The sequence below is a fragment of the Staphylococcus sp. MI 10-1553 genome (assembly GCF_010365305.1).
Classification (GTDB): domain Bacteria; phylum Bacillota; class Bacilli; order Staphylococcales; family Staphylococcaceae; genus Staphylococcus.
Genome location: NZ_CP048279.1, coordinates 2,185,610 through 2,204,742, shown reverse-complemented (window position 1 = coordinate 2,204,742; position 19,133 = coordinate 2,185,610). Strand labels below are relative to the sequence as shown.

Below are 19,133 nucleotides of genomic sequence, written 5' to 3'. Positions count from 1 at the left end.
TTACGCTTGTAGGCATGACATTGGTTTTATTGATGTTCTGAAACTTTTAAATAGGTTTCGTAGTTATGAAGTGTAATATCGTTCGTCTGTATGGATTTTTGAAAAGAATATGAAATGTCTTCAATCGTAGAGATATCAACATATTGTGTATAATCGCCACCAATATGATATACAATCGCTTGCCAACCGTCGTGACGTGCAATCAAGCCAATAAAAATGACATTTTCGAAGCGTTGTTCACCATTTGCATCGATTTTATAGTCAATGCCCATCACTTTACGCTCTTGGCAATAAATTAAAATGTCACTGAATTGAACCGGCAAGCGTGGGTGCTGACGTGTCTCATATAAAACGTATTGATCCAATTGGCGTAATGTACGTCGAATATGTGTATAAGGCTGTTTTAATATTTTTTGAATGAGGTGATTCGTTGCTTCTTCATAAGGTAATGTCGACTGTGCTTGGCTTTCTTTTAATATCAAATAGAGCGCTTGTAATTCTGTTTGCGTCAAGTTCAATTGATAGTAATGCTGATTCGCTTGAAGTTGGTAGCCTCCATACATTCCTGCATGTGCGACAATTTGAACCCCTTTACCTTCTAATTCTTGCATGTCGCGTAAAATAGTACGTTTAGAAACATTGAGAGCTTGCGCTAATTCAAGGGCAGTCATCGGTTTGTCTTGTTGAATCAAGGCCAACAGCTTCTTTTGCCGTGCTTCTTTATTCATACGAACCCCTCCCAAACATGTTTAACAATATTATAGCATATCGATTAAATAATTATAGTGAAAGACTTTTTCTATCTCAATTGCACAACAAAGTGAAAAATGTAAATAAAAAGTGTGCAAAAAGTTTTAGAAAACGCTTACATTTATGGAAGATATATGTTATAATGTAGTTAGCTACTAGGGGGATGGTACAAGAAATATTCAAATAAAGGGGTAGCTATCAGAGTTGATAGTAATGTTTGAATCATGTATTGTACTAATTCTAGTTTAACATCTTCAATATTTATTACTTACTTTCCTTTCTATGCCGGTTGGTTCGCGCCAGCCGGTTTTTTTCGTGCATTTGTAAGATGTTGTATCCCATTATGATTTCAATACATATATTCGGAAGAACGCCCCAAAAACTATTTTTCTTCTGTATAATAGAACTAACATAGATAAAGAGGTGATACATATGTTATCCGAATCAGAACGTCATACGATTGATCAACACGTGCAACAATGGATTCATCAAATGACACAAGAAATCCCTGAACTGATTCATCAAATTCAAACCGATACGAAATCCAGTCGTTATGATCTTGTGACGAATGTTGATCGAACTATCGAAACAAGATTTGAACAATTTTTAAAAACGTATTATCCACACCACCGCTTATATGGGGAAGAAGCGCATCATGAAACACATCATTTAAAAGAGGGCCATACGTGGTTGATTGATCCGATAGATGGGACAGCAAATTTAGTCAAACAGCAAGACGACTTTTGCATGATTATAGGCTATTTTGTTGAAGGGGAGCCACAGCTTTCCTATATCTATGATTATCCAAGACAAAAACTGTATCGCGCTGTGAAAGGAAGCGGGGCATTTCTGAATGACAAACCGTTGCCACTCGTAACATCACAGCCCTTGAAAGACAAGATGATTTCATTCAACAATCGTGTTATGAATGATGAAACGATGCATGCGTTATTAGATGCATCATTTGGCTATCGTTTAATCGGCGCTTGTGGACTTGATTCAGCGCGCGTGATTACAGGGCAGTTCGGTGCACATATTCATACGAATGCGAAACCTTGGGACATCGCGGCTCAATTTTTATTTGCACAAGAACTTGGCTTAAAGATGACTGATTTCCATCAACAGCCCATCGATTTTGTTCGTGGTGGTCCATTTATCATCAGTAATCCAGAGTGTTATGAAACAATTTTAGACATATTGTTATCTAATGGCGGGTATCAAAAGTAGAGTTGCGTCTAAAGACCGATTTCGTACGTCAAATTTTACTGTAAAATAACACTTAATATATGACGGGATCATATTTTCATGTATCTCCATAAAGCTTGACCAATACATTCGGAAAGAAGTGACTTTGTTGGAGTATAAAAGAATGCAAAAACGTAAAAACCCAGTATTAAGATTTTTATTATGGTTCGTAGGTATTTTATTCATTTTAGCCATTATTGCTGTTGCTTATCTCGCATTTAAAATATTTTCAGTAGGGGGCGCCATTCATAATCCTTTAGATAGAAACCATTCAGAATTAAGATCGGGTAAGGTGGATTTGAGTAAGGGTGAACCTTTTTCTATTGCATTATTTGGTATTGATTCAGATGCGCAACGTGAAAGTGCAGGTGACGGTGAACGAAGCGATACAATTATGATTTTGTCAGTGAATCCAGAAAAGAAAACGACAGAAATGATTAGTATTCCTCGTGATACACAAGCAGAAATCGTTGGACGCGATACGACAGAAAAAATCAACCATGCCTATGCATATGGTGGCCCAGATATGGCGGTGAAATCTATTGAAAAATTAATGGGTGTGCCCATCGATCATTATGCAACAGTCAATATGGATGGTTTGAAAGATACAATCGATACAGTCGGTGGCATCGATGTAACAAGCAATGCGACATTTAATGCTGGTGGTCATCAATTCACAAAAGGTCAACGTACACATTTTGATGGTGATACCGTAATGTCATTCATTCGAAGCCGTAAAGAAGAAGGTGCAGGTGGAGACTTCGGTAGACAAGAAAGACAGCAACTTGTACTTCAAGGTTTAGTTGACAAGTTAACAGGTATTTCATCGCTCACGAATTTTAATGCCTTAATGGACCAATTGAGTGACAACGTAAAGACAGACTTAACGATTGGTGAATTGAACCAAATTCGTAGCAACTACAGTGATGCCAATGATAATGTTAATCGTCATCAATTAGACGGTTCTGGTGGTATTCAAAGTGATGGCCTTTATTACTTCATTCCAGATGAAACACAAAAGCAATCATTAGTACAGCAGTATAAGCAAAATTTAAACTTATAAGTGCACTTGTTGATATGAAGCAAAACCTTAAACTATGGTGAAAGAATTGAATCACCTAGTTGAGTTCAATGGATTCAATATTCAATATGTCTTGCAATGTATAACGTTAACCGCGTTCACATTGTAGGACATTTTTTAATTCTCTAGGCAGATCATTTTCTGATGATGATTTGAAACAATATTCAGATAACGATAAAATAAAGTGACTATCTACATAAGGGAGGAATTTGATGGAATGGCTTAAACTGATAGGCATCCTCATCATTGTTTTAGGTTTTTATTTTAAATGGGACACGATTGGTACAGTACTCATTGCAGCGATTGTGACAGGTCTCGTTTCTCATATGGATGTGATGACGATTCTAGAAACACTTGGTAAAGCATTTGTTGATAATCGTATGGTGTCATTATTTATTTTAACGTTGCCTATGGTAGGGATGATTGAACGATTTGGTTTGAAAACACAAGCAACACGTTTAATCAATCGTATCCAAGGCATCACTTCGGGGCGTATTATGTCCGTCTACTTATTTATTCGTGAAGTTGCGGGTCTTGCTTCAATTCGAATTGGAGGACATCCGCAATTTGTACGTCCGCTCATGAATCCAATGGTCCAAGCAGCAGCGAAGGCGAAATATAAACAAAAAATAGAGCGTGTAGACGAAGAAAAATTGAAAGCCCATATTGCTGCAATGGAAAATTATGGCAACTTTTTCGGGCAAAATTTATTTGTCGGCGCATCAGGTGTGTTGTTGATTGTTGCAACGTTTCAATCATTACATATGGAAGTCAAAGCAGTTGAAATTGCGTTATATTCTGCACCAATTGCGATTGTAGTGCTTATTATTGGTGTGATTCAAAATGTTCTATTTGATCGAAAAATGAACCGTAAGTATGGTGAGAAAGGGGCGATACAAGATGAGTCCTCAAACGATTAGTCATATTCTAGAAATCTTTTATGTGCTTATTGGTTTGCAGTTTGTTTATACGGCTTGGCGTGTGTATCGTGAATTGAGCAATACGAAAAGAATAGGTACAGCACTGTTTTGGTGTATTTTAGGTTTATTATTTATGGTAGGACCTTATATTCCGAATTGGATTAATGGTCTGCTCGTATTGTTGATGGGCTTTTTAACGATAACGAAAAATGTAAAAATCGGGAAAGTGGTTGAGGTCGAACATCAAGCGGAAGAGAAAGGTGCGACACGCTTTGGCAATTTATTATTTATCCCAGCTGTCGTGTTAGCGATTGTTGCTGTCATTGTCTCGACTTGGACCCCATTAGGTGGTGCGATAGGGATTAGTATTTCTTCTATTGTCGGACTTATTGTTGCATATCTGATTATCCGTCCGAAAGCGAAAGTCGGCTTGTACGATAGTGATCGATTAGTACAACAAATTGGGACAGTCGGCATACTCCCACAATTTTTAGCGGCACTCGGTATTTTGTTTACAGTGAGTGGGGTAGGGACGACGATTTCAAAAGGGATATCGAGCTTTTTACCTCAAGATAATGCCTTACTCGGTGTCATTGCTTACATTTTAGGCATGGTGCTCTTTACGATGTTAATGGGGAATGCTTTTGCAGCGTTTACAGTCATTACCGCGAGTATTGGTTTACCATTTGTGATTCAAAATGGGGGTGACCCAACGATTGTGGGTGCATTGGCGATGACGGGCGGTTTTTGTGGGACATTACTTACCCCTATGGCTGCAAACTTTAACACTTTGCCTGTTGCATTATTAGAAATGAAAGATGAATTAGCCGTTATTAAAGCACAAGCTCCGATGGCCATCATGCTCATCGTCGTGCATATGATTTTAATGTATGCACTCGCTTTTTAAATGAATAAAGGAGGTTTTAAGTCAATGAAAGTTTTAGTGACTGCATTTGATCCATTCGGTGGTGAAAAGGTGAATCCAGCATTGCAAGCTGTACAACAACTGCCTGACACCATTGAAGGACACGTTATTGATAAGCTAGAAATTCCGACAGTATTTTATCAAAGTATTGAGGTCATTCGAGAAAAGCTAGCGCAAACAGAGTATGACATTGTGCTCGCGATAGGACAAGCGGGTGGACGTTATGAAGTTACACCAGAACGCGTCGCCATTAACGTTGATGATGCGCGTATCCCGGATAATGATGGGCAACAACCGATTGATCAGCGCATTCAACAAGATGGGCCGCCAGCGTATTTCACGCCATTACCTGTGAAACGTATGGTAGAGGCGATGCAAGCTGAAGGTGTACCTGCAAGTCTATCGAATAGTGCCGGTACATTTGTGTGCAATCATATCATGTATCAACTTGCCTATGAAGCAGAACGTCATTATCCAAAGTTGAAAACAGGATTTATACACGTTCCATTTGCACCTTCACAAGTGATTGATAAACCGGGAAAACCATCGATGTCTATAGAAATGATGGTGAAAGGATTAACAGCTGCGATTCGAGTGTGTCTCAACTATGATACAGATGTTGCGACAGTTCACGGAACGACACATTAAAGTTGGAAAATCATAACGCGTGTCAGTACTTTAAAAGTGTTTAGAAATTGTTTTAGTATTTTTAAAATTAGTTTGCGATATATAATTTTTGAAAATGTGTTAACTTTTGGTTACTAAAGGTATAAAATGGAAATAACTAAGTATGTGGGGGCATCTTAGGCATATGAAATGAACAATAATTCCAGGGGGGATATTTATGCAAGAACATCTTATTGTAACTTTAGATGGTAGAGATTATCTTGTAGAACCGGGCAAAAATCTGCTTGAATTCATAAAAGAGCAACAAACATTTGTACCCTCTATTTGTTATAACGAATCGTTAGGACCTATTCAAACATGTGATACGTGTGCGGTTGAAATTGACGGCAAAATTGAACGTGCATGTGGGACGACGGTACAACGCTCAATGGTTGTGAACACGACAACACAACCTGTACAAGATAGCCAAAAGGAAGCATTAGATCGCATTTTAGAAAAACACCAACTTTATTGTACAGTCTGTGATTACAATAACGGTAACTGTGAAATTCACAATACGATGGACCAATGGGGATTGGAACATCAAACGTATGAATATAAAGCGAAACCATATGAAGTGGATTTTGGTCCGTTTTATCGTTATGATCCGAATCAATGTATTTTATGTGGACGTTGTGTCGAAGTGTGTCAAGACGTTCAAGTGAATGAAACATTGTCCATTGACTGGGACCGTGAACATCCACGTGTCATTTGGGATAACGACGTCTCAATCAATGACTCTTCATGTGTCGGTTGTGGTCAATGCGCAACAGTGTGTCCATGTAATGCGATGATGGAGAACAAAATGGTCGGTAATGCAGGCTATATGACAGATATCGAGCCAGGTTCACTTGCTTCGATGATTGATTTAACGAAGAAAGCAGAAACAGGCTACGGTCCATTATTTGCAGTGTCTGATTCCGAAGCGGCTATGCGTGAAGAACGTATTAAAAAGACGAAAACAGTATGTACATATTGTGGGGTCGGTTGTAGCTTCGAGGTGTGGACGAAAGACCGTGAAATCTTAAAAGTTCAACCTTCTCACGATTCACCAGCAAACAAAATTTCTTCATGTGTGAAAGGGAAATTCGGTTGGGATTACGTTAATTCAGAAGAACGTTTAACGAAACCATTAATTCGCCGTGGCGATCAATTTGAAGAAGTCGAATGGGATGAAGCAATTAAACATGTGGCGACACGTATGCAAGAAATCAAAGCGCAATACGGTCCAGATGCATTGTCATTCATTTCATCTTCAAAAGCGACAAACGAAGAATCGTACTTAATGCAAAAACTTGCACGTCAAGTCATCGGTACAAATAATATCGACAACTGTTCAAGATATTGCCAAGCACCAGCGACAAAAGGTTTGTTCCGCACTGTCGGTCATGGTGGGGACTCAGGTTCAATTGAAGATATCGGTAAAGCAGAAATGGTCATTACGATTGGTACGAATACAGCCGAAGCGCATCCAGTTATCGCATCTCGAATTAAACGTTCACACAAATTATTCGGTACAAAATTGCATGTATTCGACATTCGTAAACATGAAATGGCACAACGCGCAGATGAATTTTACCAACCTTACCCAGGTACGGATTTAGTATGGTTATCTGCTGTGACAAAATACATCATTGACCAAGGATGGCATGCACAGTCATTTATTGATGAATGGGTAGACCATTTCGATGAATACTATCAATCACTCGAACCGTACACAATGGCATTTGCAGAAGAACATACAGGGATTTCAAAAGAACGCCTCATCCACCTTGCTAAAGAAATTGTTAGTGTCAATTCAGTTTCAATTTGTTGGGCGATGGGTGTGACACAACAAGAAACAGGTTCAGATACAAGTACAGCGATTTCTAACTTGTTATTAGCAACGGGTAACTACATGAAACCAGGTGCAGGTTCTTATCCATTACGTGGTCATAATAACGTTCAAGGCTGTTCTGACTTCGGTAGTATGCCGGATAAACTGCCTGGTTACCAAGGTGTTGAAGATGATGAAGCACGTGGTCGTTATGAAGTAGGTTGGGGTGTGAAACTACCAAGTCATCCAGGTTACGACAACCACCAAATGATGGATCACATTCATTCAGGTGACGTACACAGTTTATTCATTTTAGGAGAAGATACAGGAATTGTGGACTCAAACATTAACTATGTCCAAGCCGCACTTGAAAAAGTAGACTTCCTTGTCGTTCAAGATGAATTTTTAACATTTACAGCTGAGTATGCGGACGTTATTTTACCTGCAAGTCCGTCATTAGAAAAAGATGGTACATTCACAAACACTGAGCGTCGTTTCCAACGTTTATATCAAGTGTTAGAACCGCTTGGTGACTCTAAACCAGACTGGCAAATTACACAAATGATTGCGAAAGAACTTGGTTTTGATTGGGGTTACAAACACCCCGCTGAAATTATGGATGAAGCATCAGACTTAACACCAATGTTTGCAGGTGTGAAATATCATCGTTTAGAAGGTTATAACAGCTTACAATGGCCAGTCGCTGCAGATGGTACAGATTCACCATTATTGTTTACAGAACGCTTTAACTTTGATAATGGTAAGGCGAAATTCTTTGCATTGGATTTCAATAATTTCTATAAAACGAATGAAACATACGACTTACATGTGAATAATGGTCGTGTCCTCGAACATTTCCATGAAGGGAACATGACTTACAAAGTACCGGGATTAAAATACAAAATGCCGACTGCGTTTGCCGAAGTATCGCCTGAACTTGCAAAAGAACGTGGTATCCATGAAGGGGCAGCAGTTAAATTAATTTCTGAACATGGTGAAGCGACAATGCACGTGCACATTACAGACCGTGTGTCAGGCAAACAAATTTATTTACCATTGAATGATAACAGTACAGCAGCGATTAACTATTTAACAAGCAGTGTGACAGACCCAGAAACACATACACCGGCTTATAAATCTACAAGCTGTCGTATGGAAATCTTAAGTAAACGCGGAAAATCACCGCTCAACCCAACCAACTTCCGCAATCAAATGAGAAATCCACAATACAGCGTGCGTGTTGATAAAAAATGGGCAAGACCGGATTACGTCTTCCCAGGGGATCAGGTGATGAAATAATGGCTGAACGTATTAGAAAAATTAAACGTCTTGAAAAAAGTGAAGCAGAAATCAAAGCAGAAAGTTTATCGCAAGTCACTGATGCCATTGCGGAAAATAAAGACAGTATATTAAAAGCGATTGACCTTATTCGTACACTAGATGAGGCTAAAATATTGGATGCTTTAAATGGCGCCGTGAAACAACGCGGTGTCATTACAGAAAAAATCACCGCTGAATTGAATAAAGATCAATATACGGGTGTCATTCATAATATGGGCCAAATGTTGTTCTTATTAGGTGATTTGCAGACTGATGAACTGCGCGTATTGTTGAATAAAGTGAATCGTGGTATTCGTGTGGCAAATCAGGCGAGTCCTCATGCACGTACTTCTGTGACAGGTTTGATGCGTGTATTGAAGGATGATGAGGTGAATCAGAGTTTGACTTACTTTTTGAATTTGTTGAAGGGGATGTCACGCGAATAGAATAGCGACCGTCTCATAAAAGATGTGTTGATATGAATCGGACATGTGAAGAATGATGTTGATTTTTCACATGTCCATTTTTAGTGCGCCCGGCATGGGTAACACCTTGACGGTGAAAGTCCGTTACAGGCTTGGTAGTAGGAACTGTTAGCGAAAGACAAGGGTGTCCATTGTGAAGTGGAATCTGAAGGAAGTCGGACGCAAACACTCGCACTGACGAACAGAAACATCATACTAAGGCTATGTGGAATGGATGAATCTGCTAAACAAGATGAAGTCCTATACTACCCGAGTTCTATATAGTAAATGATGCGGTGACATGAGTGGAAAGAGGTTACACCTTACCCGGGGAGGTCTCATCAGCGGTATTTCTACCGTAGTAACAACGAATGATGAGAAGTCAGCAGAAGTCATAGTAGGGAAAATGTACCGAAGGACTGAACAATATTCAATACAAAGTAAAGATTGGAGGTTATAGATTTACGACGTACAGAATACGGTCTTAACCGGCAACTTATGGAAGGATAAGTAGTGGAACGAAAAGCATACATAAGTGTGTACAGTAAATCTTAGGTGAAATGAAAGAAATGTATCGTAAGTCTACATCATTGATGGAGCTTGTTGTAAGACCTGACAACATAGAAAAAGCTATCAAGAAGGTAAAGAAAAACAAAGGTGCTCCTGGAATTGACGGCATGAAAGTCAGTGAACTCCATGCCCACTTTGCGCAATATTTTTCACAGATAACGAAAAAACTGCTTGATGGTACTTATCAACCTCAAGCAGTTCGAAAGTTCAAATTCCCAAACCAAACGGGAAAATGCGTGTGCTTGGTATTCCTGTCGCTAGAGACAGAGTGATACAACAAGCAATTAGACAAGTGATTGAACCAGGCATCGACCGAACATTTTCAAATCACAGCCATGGTTTCAGACCTCATCGTAGCACAGGAACAGCACTTAAGCAATGTGCTGCCTATTACGAAGAAGGCTATAAAATAGCTGTGGATTGTGATTTGAAACAGTGCTTTGACATGTTGAATCATGATAAGCTCATGTATTTGTTCGAACGTCATGTTCAAGATAAGTCAATTTCTAAATTTATCCGTAGAAGTTTACAAGTGGGTGCTATTGACCTATCTGGCGAAGTCGCAGAAAGAAAGATAGGTGCACCACAAGGGGGCGTTTATGTAATAACTATCTACATGAACTGGATAAAGAACTCGAAAAGCGTGGACACCGTTTTGTACGATATGCCGATGATTTTGTTATCTTTGTACGCACAAAACGTGCAGGTGAACGCGTAATGACGAGTGTAACGAAATTTATTGAAAAGCAACTGAAGTTGGTTGTCAATGAAGAGAAAAGTAGAGTCGGAGCAGTTAAACGTTTAAAGTTTTTGAGTTGTCTAATAACCAAGGTCAATGGGGTTTATCGTTTCAGACCGACTACGGAAGCAAAAAGAAATTTAATACGCGCCTTAAGGAGATTAACAAAACGAAATAGACCCGGTACTTTCAAGGATATTATCACTGAAATTAACCAAGTGACGCGCGGCTGGATGTAGAGGTTTTATCAAAGGATTTATTGAAACTACGCAATCTTGGCTAAACCGCCGACTTAGACAACTCATTCTTAAACGGTGGAAAAGAGTAAGAACTCAATATAAGATGTTACGCCAATATGGTCTTGACCATAGAAGTGCAATGAAAATCGCACAGTCTCGCAAAAAGTACTGGCGATTATCGAATACGCATGAGGTTCATCGTGCACTTACAACAAAACAACTCTACAAGTGGGGACTGATACCATTAGCCCAGCTTGCAGAGTTGGCTTACGCAAGGTATTGAACCGCCGAGTACGGAACCGTATGCTCGGTGGTGTGAGAGGACGAATAGTCAGTTAATGGCTATTCTCCTACTTGATTATCCCGGTGTTGCTGTGTTGAAATATGCGTACTTAGTGGATGGGTTCAACACCACTTGAAAATGCAATACAAAAATCAGCTGACGGTAATCGGCATATTAAAAAGGGGCATCGCAGTTATAAATGATTCATGATAAAATAATACAGGTATGAAAGAGGTGGGAAAATGGATACAAAAAAAATTAAAATCATCGGTGTGATATCTAATGCCTTTTTACTTTTAGGGCTTGCTTTATTGTTTTTTGTAAGTGCTTGGATGGCACTGGTTTGCTTTTTAATCTCTTTAGGACTTAGTCTTATTTTATTTAATATGTTGTTTCGAGGAAAGCGTGTACTTAAAATAATAGTGAATGTGGCATACTTGATTGTACTTTGTGTAATCATTACGATGATTTATCTGTCCCGTTCATGATTGATTAAAAAGGAGTTTGTCGAATGAAACGATCGCGTCAAATCAAACCGTTAAAAGTCATTATTTTTTTGTTAATTGTGCTATTTACGATTTTGTTTTTGGTCAATGAGACATCTTTCTTTAAAAATGATAAAACGCATACGTTTGATGAAGCTGTTGCCATGCAAACACACGGCGAAGCATTACATACAAAATCGCAAGACAATCGTTTCGTTAGTGCCTCTCAAATAGAAGTCAAGCGAGCGATGCAAATCAATCGAGATGATTCTGATTTGATGTATATGGACCTTTCTGAACACGTTGAAATGTCAGAAGCAGAAGTCAATGCGATGTTGAAAGGGAAAGGGATTTTAGAAGGGCGCGGTAAAACATTTTTAGCAGCCCAAGATCAATATGAAGTGAATGTTATTTATTTAGTGAGCCATGCTTTACTCGAGACAGCTGATGGGCATTCTGAATTGGCTAAAGGGATTCGCAGTGGAAAGCAGCATTATTACAACTTCTTTGGAATTGGTGCATTTGACAGCAATGCGATAAAAACGGGAACAAGTTATGCACAACAAGCCGATTGGGATTCACCAGATAAAGCGATTATGGGTGGTGCAAAATTCATTAGAGCGCAATATTTTGAGCAAGGTCAGTTAAGTTTATATCAAATGCGATGGAATCCACAAAGTCCAGCGACGCATCAATATGCGAGCGACATAGATTGGCCGAGTAAAATTGCGCAACGTATGGAAAAGTATTATAAAACATACGGAATTAAAAAAGATGATATCAGAAAAGATTTATACAAGTAGGTTGATTATAAGAACGAGGTGAACGTCAATGAAAATTGGGATTATAGGTGCTGGCATTGGGGGATTAACCGCTGCGATAATGCTTCAAGAACAGGGCCATGATGTCGTGATTTATGAAAAAAACGATGCAATACGTGAAATGGGTGCAGGTATTGGCATTGGGGATAATGTCATTCAACTTTTAGGTTCACACGATTTAGCTAAAGGGATTAAAAATGCAGGTCAAGTCCTAGAGGAATTACGTATTTTAGATAATCGAGGCCAATTATTAAATGCACTCGTGTTGAATGAAACACAAACCAATGTGACGCTTGAAAGACAAGTGTTAGTCGATATTTTAAAATCATATATTGACGACACCATCATTCATTTCAATCATGAAGTGACAGATGTGGAAAGCCACCAAACGAATGCAACCATTCATTTTAAGCAGCATCAATCTGTAAAAGTCGATATGGTCATCGGTGCAGATGGGATTCACTCACGTGTGCGCACAACCGTACAGCCGAAAAGTAAAGTCCTTTATCAAGGGTACATATGTTTTAGAGGTATCGTAGACGACATGGACTTGTTGAAACCCATTGCTGAAGAATATTGGGGGAAAAAAGGGAGATTTGGTATCGTCCCATTATTAAACGGTCGTGTATATTGGTTTGCTACGATTAATGCAAAAGCCCGAGATGCGCGCTTTAAAAACTTTAATAAACCACATCTGCAAGCTTACTTCAATCATTTTCCTGACCCCGTTAGAAAAGTTTTAGCTTTACAATCTGAAACAGAAATTTTACATCATGATATCTATGATTTAAAACCATTATCTCAGTTTGTATACGAACAGCGTATTGTGTTGTTAGGAGATGCGGCACATGCGACGACGCCGAATATGGGGCAAGGTGCTGGTCAAGCGATGGAAGATGCAGTTGTATTAGCCAACGTATTGAAGAAGTACTCGGATCTGGATCGTGCATTGCAACGTTATCAGCGTTTGCGTGTGAAACATACACAAAAAATCATTAAGAAATCCCGTAAAATCGGGGAAATCGCACAAAAATCAAATGGAATGACGATGAGCGTGAGAAATCGGCTCCTCCGTATGATGCCGAAATGGGTCATGGCAAGACAAACCCGTTTGTTGTATCGTGGAAAAAAAGAGTAAATAGAGCGACTGAGAAATTCCTATACACCATTCTCAGACGCATTTTCTCGTATATCATTTAAACAAGGGTGTGGTATGGCGTTTCGTCTATGCCCCCTTTTTGTTTGTGAAAGTGGATTATGAGGTGAGTTGGTCAATGACTAGTTAGCGTATTCATTGACTTTACGCTATTTAAGATGCTGATATGATAAACAAATGGAGGCGGCATTTTGTTAAGAAACACGCCTTCAAACATTACAACTTTATATATTTTTGAAATAAACAAATAAAAATACGTAGAATTAATTTGGTGTTTTTTTAAAAAAATTAATTTGACATTATTGAAAATCTAAGTGAAGTACATTATAGTAATACTAGGTAGAGAATGCATTAGAACCAGAATATTGAATGACTGTTTACTTAATAATTATATGAAAGGGTGTACAAAACATGAAATTCAATGATTTAGTAAAAAATCTTCAAGGAAATCCAAATTTGATAGCTGAGTATATCTCGAATCCAACAAGTGTTTTAGAAATGTATGATTTAAGTGAAGAAGAACATGATGCGTTATTATCTGGCAGTTTTGAGGGGCTAGTGGGTTTAGGAGTTTCAGGAGAGTTAGCAGCTGGTGTTCTTTCGGGGGCACATAGTTCCACTTGTGGACCTATTTCTACAAGAATTTAACATTTTTAGTTATGAAGCAGAATAGTGCGATATTTTTTTATTATAAATAGTTAGAATATTCCGGATATTGTAATGAATACTGTACTAAATTGAATAAACATTATAAGTTTATATAGGAACACAGATTGGCTTTCTTTATATTTAGTCAGGCCTGTGTTCTTACTTTTTAAGGAGACTATGCAAGAATGCAAGTATATCAATTATCTATGAATGAGGATAGAACGATTTATTCTCATGTTGAAGCAGCGAACGTTAGTCAATGTATAAATATATGTATTTTAGAGGATAATGAAATTGTAAAAGTTAATGTAGAAGAAGTAGTTTTTTTAGAATGGTTGTCAAAAAACTTACTTTTAATACAAACTAAACATAATCTTTTAACATATGATATTACTTCTCGTCAAAAAAATGAATATGTATTTTTGAAAGATAAAATTAGAAAAGTATTAGGGTTTAGTAATACATATTTTGATTATGTTGTTCAATTAACAATTGATAATATAGAAATTAAAAGATACTATTTTTTGAATGGAAGAACAGAAGAAATTATGTCAGTTGACACAATATCTTATGATTTTAATGTATACAAAAAAGTAATAGATTCAGAATGTCTGTTTAAGTATAAACAAGAAATTTTGAAAAATTTAGATGTAGAACTGGATGTTATTTCAGATAGTTGGAAAGGAAATAAGCTATTGGTTTCTAATAGTAACTTAAAGTGTTCTATTATGATTAACGATGAAGTTTATATTAAAGGGAGTGGGTATGTAGATAAGGCATATATACTAGACGAATATGTATTGTTTTCATTCTCAAATTTTAAGCGTCCTAGAGCTCTGTATAAAATAATGTTAAACAAGTTGAAGGAATGTTTTTTAGTGGGAGAGACCAGTGAAAAACTTTCGGATACTTATTTTCAATTAGATAATGTTCAAAAGCAACTAATTGGTGACAGGCAAGTTCCTGTAGTCAAAATTGAACCTCAAAACTTTAAATTTAAAACTGTAATATTTTTGCATGGAGGTCCCGACACTTATATTAGGAATGAGTATTTAGATTTTTTAAATCCAATGTTACAAAATGGTATAGAAGTATTGTTAGTGGATTATTCAGGGAGTATAAGCTATGGAACAAAGTTTTATCAAAGATTGCTAAATAATAATGGTGAAGAGGCACTAAAGGATATAGAGTCTATATTGATAAAAATTAGAAATAAATGTAAGCATATATTTGTCATAGGAGAAAGTTTCGGTGGATATCTTGCTATAGTTTCAGCTATTAGATTTCCACATATTATTAGCAAAAGTATAGCCATAAATGGCTTTACTGATTATAGATATCAGTATATTTTTTCTGCAGCTAGGCCAGTAGTAAAAAAATATTTTGATATAAAAGTCTCTAAAAATAATCCAATTGATTTAATTGAGAAAAATTCTAATATAACACCTTTAGTTTTTATTCACGGTATAAAGGATGTTTATTGTCCTATCAAACAAATAGAAATCTTCGTAGAGAAATCAAAAGTACTAGGACATGAAAACATTAAATTAATAAAAATTGAAGAAGCAGGACACTATAGTATGCTACCAAGAGTTATGAATAAATTTTATTTACATTTAATTGATGTAATTATTTGAAGATGTCAAAGGAGAGTATAAAGATGAAACGAGTTATTAATAAGCAGTTAGTAGTTATGTTAGAGGAAATTTGCACGAGTCCAGATGATAGTCCAATGTTTTGGAAGGAATTTTATAACTGGTGTATCATTTCATATCGTAACGATCGAATAAATCGTTTCTCCATATCAGAATTAGGGGAGTTTTTACTAAAGAGGAATATTGAAAATGCACAAGAAATAATTGTAGCTTATATACATGTTCTGTATTCTTTAGCCATGTTTGAAGGGGATGAAATTTATGGAGAAGGGTTCATTATTTGAATTACTAAATGAAAAAATCACACAAATGAAACCAGAAGATTTTTATGAGGAAGGGATATGGTGTCACTATTTACCTATATCATCCTATGAGGTACCAAATTATGGTTTTAAAATACATGTTTCAGCTACTCTAGAAAATGTTGTTGATATAGCAGAACTAATTTTTCCAATATTAATTAATAAAAACGTAAGGTTCAAATTTATCAAATCAATATCTCATTTAGGATTTCTGAATATGGGGAACTACGGTTATTCGCAAATTGGGAAAATGTGCACTATATACCCTAGAGATACAAATGATTTGTTGTATTTACTAGACTTGTGTTATAAAAAAACAAAAAAGTTTACTTCAATAAATATACCATCCGACTTTCCATATATGTGCAGTAACATTGTATATTATAGATATGGAGAACTTAAAATTGATAAAGAAAATGACGATACTGGATTCATTGATTTGAGAAAAAAAGTGATACCAGATAATGTATCAATTTCAATTTTGGACTATTATATACCACGGTTAAGTGATATTTCTGAAAAATATATGCCATTAAAGTGTTTACGAGTTAGAGGAAAATCATCAGTTTATTTAGCAATCGATTCTACTAGGAAAAGCCTATGTGTTATGAAAAAAGGAAATTTTTTAGGAGAAATTAATTTGAATGGAGAGGATGGACTTGACAGGGTATATAATGAATATTTAGTGTTGAAAGAATTGAACCACTTAAATATTTTCCCTACTATTTATGATGTATTCTATATAGACAAATCATTATTTATTGTTGAGGAATTTATTGAAGGGGAGACACTTACGGATATATTTTTAAATGGTGACTTGCAGGTAAAAGGAAGCGCTTTATTGTTGGGAATTTTAGAATATTTAAAGATTATTCATTTACATGGATATATTATTAATGATTTATCACCTGATAATATTGTGATTGATAAAAGTGGAAATGTAAGGTTCATTGATGCTGAATACACCGTGAGTGAAAGAAAATATACTGAAATAATGAACTTAGTGGGGACACCAGGTTTTTCTAAACTAGAGTATAGCTTAAAAGACAAGGATTTATATTCCTTTATTTGTATTTGTTACTTCTTCTTTAATAGAAAACATTACGAAGATTTTAGGAATGAAACAAAAGAAAATTTTATAGAAAAAATTGATAAAAATCCAAGATTTTTAGAGAATATATCTATTAGAATAGATGATATATTAGGAATGAAAGAAGAAGAATTTTTTGAAAATTCTTACGAAAACAAAATAAAATTACTAGAAAATATATTAAAAAATATATAAATCTTACAGTTTCTTAAGAATGAAAGTATGGGTTAAGGAGTGATTAAATTGAATCACATTTTGAAGGTCGAAAATTTATCTTGTTTTTATGAAAACGGAGATGGCATTAAAAATATTTCGTTTGAATTAAATAGTGGTGATTTCTTAGCACTTATTGGAAAAAGTGGTGCAGGTAAAAGTACATTAATCAATTCGATTTTAGGCATACTTCCTTTAACAGAGGGAGAGGTTTTGATAGCGGATGACTTATCGTCTAAAGACATTTCATTTAGCCCACAAAATCAAGCGATTGATTGGTATTTAAATGTTTTTGATAACATCTATATGGAGGCTTTATTTGATGGATATTCAAATGCTAAAGCAGAAACCATTCATGCATTAAATAAAATCGGTTTAGAAGGAAAAGAAAAGGAGGATCCAACAAATTTATCCGGTGGTCAATTGCAACGTGTACAGTTGGCAAGACAACTTGTATCAAACGCAAAAGTTTTAATTTTGGATGAACCGACATCTAGTTTGGATGTGATAACATCTGAGAAAATTTTAGATCAACTGAAAGATAAGACGCAAGAAGGAAAAGTTTGTTTAATCTCTTCTCATGATTTAGACATGTTAGAAAGGTACTGTAATAAAGTGCTGTATATTGAAAACGGCAACTTGATCTTTTTTGGTGAGATCAATCATTTTTTAGAACAATATAATCGTCTGAATGAATATAAAGTCAACTATGAAGGTCATCTCTCTAAAGAACTTGAAAAAAATATAGCAGCGCACTTTAATGTGATAGCGTGGCATCCTCTAACGGTTGAAGTCAATAATGGAGAATCTATTAATGCAATATTGAAATTATTGATTGATCATGATATCGCCATTCATGCTGTTGAACAAAATAAGCGTAGTTTAAAAGAGATTATTAAGTTAAAAGGGTAAGGAGCGTAGAAAACATGAAAAAGTTAAATTATAGAGATCAAAGGTCGAATCTAATAGAGTCTATTTTTAAGATGAGCTACATTGAGTTTAGAGCATTAATCAACAATAAACATTTAATTTACACTCAAATACTTATTCCTATCCTTTATTTCCTATTTTATTCAACAGGCATTGCTTCAACTTTTGGCATGATTCATTATGGCAGTAAAGAAGTTTCTTTTTTACAATTCTCTTTTATCGGCATTATAGGATTGATTGTATATAGTCAAATGGCACAATCTGTTTATAGGATTATATTGGATCGAAAGTGGGGATTACTAGCGTTAAAATACTTCAAAGGGGTTACGCCACTTGCATATATTATCGGAAAAATGTCTTTCCCGTTATTTAACTTTTTAATACAGGTTGTTGTCCTCTATTTAATTTCGCTCATTTTTGGAGACTATTTTTCAGTGAAGCGATTTATACTGATTGCTTTATGTTCTATCATTATGATGATTTTTTGGTTTTCAGTAGGAACTGTTATCTCGTTGAAAATAACGTCATACAAAATAAGGGATTTAATTTTGAACACTTTATTATTACCGGTTTCTTTTACAGCACCCATTTTCTTTAGTTTTGATAAAGCACCGCTATTAATTCGTACAATATCTTATTTAAATCCTTTAACCTACCAGTTAAATGCAATGAGAGATATTGGATTTGGTGTTTCTAATCCTTTCAATATAGGGATTGTTATGATGATGGCGATTTTAATGTCTACAATTGCACTGTATTCAATAAAAAATGCAAAATTAACAACGAATGAAAGATAGAAAGCGTGAGAATGTTAT

19 protein-coding genes and 1 pseudogene are annotated in these 19,133 nt (G+C 36.1%); 19 read left to right on the top strand and 1 reads right to left on the bottom strand.

What is annotated here, in order from left to right:
• Positions 1-26 precede the first annotated feature (26 nt).
• The gene (locus GZH82_RS10350; RefSeq protein ID WP_162682411.1) at positions 27-728 is read right to left on the bottom strand and encodes a helix-turn-helix transcriptional regulator; all 702 of its coding nucleotides are present in this window, start codon (positions 726-728) and stop codon (positions 27-29) included.
• Between the two features lie 454 nt (positions 729-1,182).
• Here GZH82_RS10350 and GZH82_RS10345 point away from each other — a divergent pair, with 454 nt between their 5' ends.
• The 19 genes and pseudogenes from GZH82_RS10345 to GZH82_RS10265 all read left to right on the top strand — a co-directional run bounded on the left by GZH82_RS10345 (position 1,183) and on the right by GZH82_RS10265 (position 19,115).
• Positions 1,183-1,977, top strand: a complete 795-nt coding sequence (locus GZH82_RS10345) for an inositol monophosphatase family protein (RefSeq protein WP_162682410.1) — start codon at positions 1,183-1,185, stop codon at positions 1,975-1,977.
• Between the two features lie 142 nt (positions 1,978-2,119).
• Positions 2,120-3,058 carry an LCP family glycopolymer transferase gene (locus GZH82_RS10340; RefSeq protein WP_203232803.1) on the top strand — a complete coding sequence of 313 codons (939 nt, stop codon included), beginning with the start codon at positions 2,120-2,122 and terminating at the stop codon, positions 3,056-3,058.
• Between the two features lie 230 nt (positions 3,059-3,288).
• A complete protein-coding gene (locus GZH82_RS10335) occupies positions 3,289-3,996 on the top strand; it encodes a DUF969 domain-containing protein (RefSeq protein WP_162682408.1) in 708 nt (235 codons plus the stop codon).
• On the top strand, positions 3,977-4,903 hold the full coding sequence (locus GZH82_RS10330) for a DUF979 domain-containing protein (protein ID WP_162682407.1): 927 nt from the start codon (positions 3,977-3,979) through the stop codon (positions 4,901-4,903). The genes GZH82_RS10335 and GZH82_RS10330 overlap by 20 nt, the downstream gene beginning before the upstream one ends.
• Positions 4,904-4,927: 24 nt before the next feature.
• The gene (pcp, locus tag GZH82_RS10325; RefSeq protein ID WP_162682406.1) at positions 4,928-5,569 is read left to right on the top strand and encodes a pyroglutamyl-peptidase I; all 642 of its coding nucleotides are present in this window, start codon (positions 4,928-4,930) and stop codon (positions 5,567-5,569) included.
• Positions 5,570-5,765: 196 nt separating this feature from the next.
• Positions 5,766-8,702 carry a formate dehydrogenase subunit alpha gene (gene fdhF / locus GZH82_RS10320; protein ID WP_162682405.1) on the top strand — a complete coding sequence of 979 codons (2,937 nt, stop codon included), beginning with the start codon at positions 5,766-5,768 and terminating at the stop codon, positions 8,700-8,702.
• The gene (locus GZH82_RS10315) at positions 8,702-9,169 is read left to right on the top strand and encodes a helical membrane plugin domain-containing protein (protein ID WP_162682404.1); all 468 of its coding nucleotides are present in this window, start codon (positions 8,702-8,704) and stop codon (positions 9,167-9,169) included. Before fdhF ends, GZH82_RS10315 begins: the two co-directional genes overlap by 1 nt.
• 578 nt (positions 9,170-9,747) lie before the next feature.
• Positions 9,748-10,029, top strand: a complete 282-nt coding sequence (locus GZH82_RS14635) for a hypothetical protein (protein ID WP_238989559.1) — start codon at positions 9,748-9,750, stop codon at positions 10,027-10,029.
• Positions 9,990-10,735, top strand: a pseudogene (locus GZH82_RS14630) (reverse transcriptase domain-containing protein). The gene GZH82_RS14635 and the pseudogene GZH82_RS14630 overlap by 40 nt, the downstream one beginning before the upstream one ends.
• A gap of 103 nt (positions 10,736-10,838) precedes the next feature.
• On the top strand, positions 10,839-11,018 hold the full coding sequence (locus GZH82_RS14625) for a hypothetical protein (protein ID WP_233506232.1): 180 nt from the start codon (positions 10,839-10,841) through the stop codon (positions 11,016-11,018).
• A 242-nt stretch (positions 11,019-11,260) separates the two neighbouring features.
• Positions 11,261-11,506, top strand: coding sequence for a hypothetical protein (locus GZH82_RS10305; RefSeq protein WP_085236941.1), 246 nt, complete (start codon positions 11,261-11,263; stop codon positions 11,504-11,506).
• Positions 11,507-11,529: 23 nt separating this feature from the next.
• On the top strand, positions 11,530-12,306 hold the full coding sequence (locus GZH82_RS10300; protein WP_162682403.1) for an N-acetylglucosaminidase: 777 nt from the start codon (positions 11,530-11,532) through the stop codon (positions 12,304-12,306).
• Positions 12,307-12,334: 28 nt separating this feature from the next.
• Positions 12,335-13,462, top strand: coding sequence for an FAD-dependent monooxygenase (locus GZH82_RS10295; RefSeq protein ID WP_162682402.1), 1,128 nt, complete (start codon positions 12,335-12,337; stop codon positions 13,460-13,462).
• A 429-nt stretch (positions 13,463-13,891) separates the two neighbouring features.
• Positions 13,892-14,128, top strand: a complete 237-nt coding sequence (locus GZH82_RS10290; protein ID WP_096605624.1) for an arginine deiminase — start codon at positions 13,892-13,894, stop codon at positions 14,126-14,128.
• Positions 14,129-14,313: 185 nt separating this feature from the next.
• Positions 14,314-15,765, top strand: a complete 1,452-nt coding sequence (locus GZH82_RS10285) for an alpha/beta hydrolase family protein (protein ID WP_162682401.1) — start codon at positions 14,314-14,316, stop codon at positions 15,763-15,765.
• A 23-nt stretch (positions 15,766-15,788) separates the two neighbouring features.
• Positions 15,789-16,067 carry a hypothetical protein gene (locus GZH82_RS10280; RefSeq protein WP_162682400.1) on the top strand — a complete coding sequence of 93 codons (279 nt, stop codon included), beginning with the start codon at positions 15,789-15,791 and terminating at the stop codon, positions 16,065-16,067.
• On the top strand, positions 16,045-17,370 hold the full coding sequence (locus GZH82_RS10275) for a class III lanthionine synthetase LanKC N-terminal domain-containing protein (protein WP_162682399.1): 1,326 nt from the start codon (positions 16,045-16,047) through the stop codon (positions 17,368-17,370). The genes GZH82_RS10280 and GZH82_RS10275 overlap by 23 nt, the downstream gene beginning before the upstream one ends.
• 60 nt (positions 17,371-17,430) lie before the next feature.
• Positions 17,431-18,300, top strand: coding sequence for a metal ABC transporter ATP-binding protein (locus tag GZH82_RS10270; protein WP_203232802.1), 870 nt, complete (start codon positions 17,431-17,433; stop codon positions 18,298-18,300).
• 14 nt (positions 18,301-18,314) lie between these two features.
• Positions 18,315-19,115 (top strand): ABC transporter permease, encoded by an 801-nt coding sequence (locus tag GZH82_RS10265; protein WP_096597250.1) that lies wholly within the window; start codon positions 18,315-18,317, stop codon positions 19,113-19,115.
• The last annotated feature ends 18 nt before the right edge of the window (positions 19,116-19,133 follow it).